The sequence below is a fragment of the Oleiphilus sp. HI0086 genome (genome assembly GCF_001635225.1).
In genome coordinates, this window is the sequence record NZ_LWFZ01000667.1 from 1 (window position 1) to 4,627 (window position 4,627).

General features: G+C 45.8%; 6 protein-coding genes. All 6 read left to right on the forward strand.

Translation table 11 applies throughout. The annotated features are described in order from the left end of the window. On the forward strand, positions 1-304 hold a 304-nt coding region (locus tag A3756_RS09790; RefSeq protein WP_156490391.1), incomplete at its 5' end, for a DUF3426 domain-containing protein. Between the two features lie 151 nt (positions 305-455). Beyond that, on the forward strand, positions 456-1,457 hold the full coding sequence (gene dusB, locus A3756_RS09795) for a tRNA dihydrouridine synthase DusB (protein ID WP_082865181.1): 1,002 nt from the start codon (positions 456-458) through the stop codon (positions 1,455-1,457). Continuing rightward, complete coding sequence (gene fis, locus A3756_RS09800; RefSeq protein ID WP_068506971.1) at positions 1,454-1,753, forward strand: DNA-binding transcriptional regulator Fis; 300 nt, start codon at positions 1,454-1,456, stop codon at positions 1,751-1,753. Before dusB ends, fis begins: the two co-directional genes overlap by 4 nt. A gap of 41 nt (positions 1,754-1,794) precedes the next feature. Then, positions 1,795-3,372 (forward strand): bifunctional phosphoribosylaminoimidazolecarboxamide formyltransferase/IMP cyclohydrolase, encoded by a 1,578-nt coding sequence (gene purH / locus A3756_RS09805; protein WP_068512178.1) that lies wholly within the window; start codon positions 1,795-1,797, stop codon positions 3,370-3,372. A gap of 188 nt (positions 3,373-3,560) precedes the next feature. Further along, complete coding sequence (locus A3756_RS09810; RefSeq protein ID WP_068512175.1) at positions 3,561-3,971, forward strand: thioesterase family protein; 411 nt, start codon at positions 3,561-3,563, stop codon at positions 3,969-3,971. Positions 3,972-4,132: 161 nt separating this feature from the next. Continuing rightward, on the forward strand, positions 4,133-4,627 hold a 495-nt coding region (locus A3756_RS09815; protein WP_368664580.1), incomplete at its 3' end, for a phosphoribosylamine--glycine ligase.

The window sequence follows — 4,627 nt, forward strand, 5'->3', positions numbered from 1 at the left end:
TAAAAGCAACAACCTCGTTGTCAGAAGTCACCCCACTCAACGCAAGTCCCTCATAATCGACACCGTGATAGTGAATGAAGCTGCTTTCAATCAAGCGTTCCCCGACTTAGCTCTTTATTTTTCAGACATAAACAAAAATATCGTTGCCCAACGCTTATTCCAAGCGAAAGAGTATTTGTCTGGCGATCTAGCCAGCTGGCACGAAATGCCAAGTCAGCAGCCAATTCATATTTCACTCGAAATCGTTGACCCAGGAAAAGAAGCGGTTAACTACTCTCTAAAGTTTTTCTCCCCTCAACCCTAAGCTCCAAGGAACAAGACATAGATCAATTGTCAACCAATAAGAGCAAAATATAACCAAAAAAAGCCACCTTTTTTGCTTTTACACCCTTGCCTCAGAGGGTATGATTAGCCCCCCCAAAATTAGCCACCCTTGAACCTGACAGAGAAACGACTTGCTCAAAATCGGCCCCTATCAATTAGATAATCGATTGATCTTAGCGCCCATGGCTGGCGTGACAGACAGACCTTTTCGACAGTTATGCCGGAACAACGGCGCAGCTATGGCTGTTTCGGAAATGGTAATCGCCGACCCAAGTTTTTGGAAAACACGCAAGTCAATGCATCGTCTCGACCATACCGGTGAGAGTGACCCTATATCTGTACAAATTGCTGGCGGCGATCCAGAAATGCTAGCAACAGCGGCAGAGCTTAATCAGGAGCGAGGCGCACAGATCATAGACATCAATATGGGCTGCCCGGCCAAGAAAGTTTGTAACAAAGCAGCAGGCTCTGCACTGATGAGAGACGAAGACCTGGTAAAGGAAATCCTAAGTGCAGTGGTTGGGGCTGTCGACATTCCGGTGACGCTAAAAATACGCACTGGCTGGGATAAAAACTCTCGAAATGCATTAACGATCGCTAAAATGGCAGAGCAAAGCGGTATTGCAGCTCTCGCCATTCACGGCCGAACTCGAGCTTGCGCTTACCAAGGACAAGCTGAATACGACACCATCGCTCAAGTAAAAGAGGCGATAAGCATACCCGTTCTTGCTAACGGCGATATTGATTCGCCCGAGAAAGCAGAACAGGTATTGAAGCAAACAGGAGTTGACGGTCTGCTAATAGGTCGAGCTGCACAAGGCTGCCCTTGGATTTTTGATGATATCAACCACTACCTTAAGCACGGTACCAAGCGTGAAGAAAGACCGTTGGCCACCGTTCGCGATATCATCCTTCATCACCTAGAAGAACTACATCAGTTCTATGGTGAGAAAATGGGTCATCGCATCGCTCGCAAACACGTCGGCTGGTATCTGAAGGCAAGACCGAATCACCAAGAATTTAGACAATTTTTTAATAAAATTGAAACACCGGAAGCTCAGCTTGAGGCTGTGCGCACGGAGTTCGAAAAGCAAATCAACAATCAAATCAATAACGGGGAAATAGCCGCATGACTATAGAAGCGCTTGCTGCAGACAAACAAGAAGAACAAACCTACACCAGTCAAACTCAAATTGAAAACGCTGCCACTTTAAGGGATTGCGTTGAGAAGACGCTGAGCAACTACTTTGAACAACTTGACGGTGCTCCAGTCACAGATGTTTATCAACTAGTTCTCTCAGAAGTAGAAGCACCTCTACTTGAACAAGTACTAAAATATACGCGCAACAATCAAACCAAAGCTTCTGTTCTACTTGGTTTAAACAGAGGAACCTTACGCAAGAAGCTTAAGCAGTACGGTCTACTTTAAGTCAGAGTTTTTTATTTTTCTTATACAGGTTTGGAATAAACATGAGCAATACTAACGATCTGGTCCAGGTGAAAAGAGCGCTAATCAGCGTTTCAGACAAAACGGGCATCGTTGAATTCGCCTCTGCCCTAAACGATATGGGCGTTGAAATACTTTCAACGGGCGGAACCTACAAATTACTACAGTCTAACAGCATTCCTGCTGTCGAAGTTTCTGACTATACCGGTTTTCCCGAAATGATGGACGGTCGAGTCAAAACACTTCACCCTAAAGTTCACGGCGGAATTTTAGGGCGCAGAGGTCAGGATGACGAAGTAATGCAAGCTCATGAGATCAAGGCTATCGACATGGTTGTCGTTAACCTCTACCCTTTTGAACAAACTGTCGCAAAGGAAGACTGCAGCCTAGAAGACGCTGTAGAAAACATTGATATCGGCGGACCAACGATGGTACGTGCTGCTGCTAAAAACCATGCACACGTAAATATCGTTGTTAATGCGAGCGACTACCAGAACATTCTTGATCAAATGCGTGAGAACGATGCCTGCACAAGTTTGGAAACACGTTTTGACCTAGCGATTAAAGCTTACGAACATACAGCTGCCTACGACGGCGCGATTGCCAACTACTTTGGCCGATTGGTTCCAGGTGGCAGCAAAGAGTTCCCAAGAACATTTAACGTTCAAATGAACAAAACTCAAGAACTTCGCTATGGTGAAAACCCTCACCAGAACAGCGCGTTTTATGTTGAAAAGAATGCACCAGCCGATTCAATCTCTGGCGCTAAACAGCTTCAAGGAAAAGAGCTTTCGTTCAACAATATCGCCGACACCGATGCAGCACTTGAGACCGTAAAGCTATTTGACGAACCTGCATGTGTCATCGTCAAGCACGCAAACCCTTGTGGCGTATCAGAAGCCGGCTCTATTCTAGAGGCTTATGAAAAAGCTTATGCAACGGACCCTGAATCTGCTTTTGGCGGTATCATCGCCTTTAACCGTGAGCTTGATGCGGAAACCGCGACAACTATCGTCGACCGACAGTTTGTTGAAGTTATTATTGCTCCGAGCGTTAGCGCCGAAGCGAAAGAAGCCGTAGCCGCTAAGAAAAATGTCCGCCTCCTAGAGTGCGGTGCATTTTCTGACAGCGCAGCATCTTTCGATTATAAGCGCGTCAATGGCGGCTTACTGGTGCAAGATCGTGACTTAGGCATGATCAGTAAGGAAGATTTGACTGTTGTCTCCAAGCGCCAGCCAACAGACGAAGAAATTGATGACCTCTTATTCACCTGGAAAGTTGCTAAAATGGTTAAGTCCAATGCGATTGTTTACGGCAAGAGCGCTCAAACTATCGGTATTGGTGCCGGGCAAATGAGCCGTGTCAATTCAGCACGCATCGCAGCAATCAAAGCTGAGCATGCCGGACTTGCCGTGAAAGGCTCTATGATGGCTTCAGATGCCTTCTTCCCATTCAGAGACGGCATAGACAATGCCGCAAATGCCGGCGTTAGTTGTGTCATCCAGCCAGGCGGTTCAATGCGTGATCAAGAAGTCATTGATGCAGCTGATGAGCACGGTTTGGTAATGGTATTTACCGGAATGCGTCACTTCCGACACTAAGCAAATAAGCTCTGTATGACCGTGCACCCGCCTCTGTTTGAGACTTGGTGCACGGTACTCTTCCTGCTATACATCTACTCTTCTGCCTCTAGTTAGCACTACCTAATAATATACGCTAGACTATTTTTACCTATTAATCGGACGCCCGAAGGCTTCCACGGACTTCTATCATTAATGGAGCAACAACAGTGTCAGATTACGTACGCATTAAAGTAAGGGGCTATCACCTCGACCAACACGGCCACCTCAACAACAACGGCTATACCCGCTTTTTCGAAGAAGCTCGCTGGGTATTGTTTGAAAACTTCAATGCCATAGAGTTTTTCTCACAGCTTGATCTGACACTGACCTTGGTAAATAGCAATATAAACTATCGTCACCCATGCCTCTTCAATGATCAGCTCGAGATCCATACCAAGGTAATGCGCATAGGTAATACCAGCTGTAAAATAGATCAAACTATCTACTTGGAAGGTAGCAACACGATTATCGCAGATGCCAGCAATACTTTTGTATTAATGGACAACAAAGAACATAAGGCTGTGCCGATTCGCGACCAAGCTAGAGAGAAGCTGGCCCAACTTGCAAACTCTGCTTAGCATTCATAAGAGTTGGTTGTTCGTAAAACCACTCTTGCCCATTTTACGAACAATTATTTTTTATATCTCCTCTCGAATAAGGTATCCTTGCGCCCATTTCCATCTCCAGGCGACTCCGTAAGCCGCCTGGCTATTAAGTTATTATTAGATCGGGTTACGCTATGAATATTCTTATCATTGGCAGCGGCGGCAGAGAACATGCTCTTGCCTGGAAAGCTGCACAAAATAAAGACGTCGAAACAGTTTTTGTTGCACCAGGAAATGCTGGTACCGCATCAGACAGCAAATTAAGCAATGTCGACATTGACGTTATGAACTTTCAAGCGCTGTCTGATTTTGCCAAAGAGAATCAAGTCGCACTTACCATTATCGGCCCAGAAGCGCCTTTAGTTGACGGCGTTGTTGACCATTTTGAAGCAGAAGGCCTTCGCTGCTTTGGCCCTTCAAAAGGTGCGGCTCAATTAGAAGGCTCTAAAGCTTTCACTAAAGATTTCTTAGCTCGCCACAACATACCTACTGCCGACTACCAGAATTTTACGGAAGTAGAACCTGCCTTAGCATACTTGAAAGAAAAAGGTGCCCCGATTGTTGTTAAAGCCGACGGTTTAGCGGCTGGCAAAGGCGTAATCGTTGCCGAAACTCTGGAGCAAGCAGAA

Excerpts from the sequence above, each read along its gene's own strand:
- purH (WP_068512178.1), top strand. The coding sequence starts at position 1,795 with ATGAGCAATACTAACGATCTGGTCCAGGTGAAAAGAGCGCTAATCAGC.
- fis (WP_068506971.1), top strand. The coding sequence starts at position 1,454 with ATGACTATAGAAGCGCTTGCTGCAGACAAACAAGAAGAACAAACCTAC.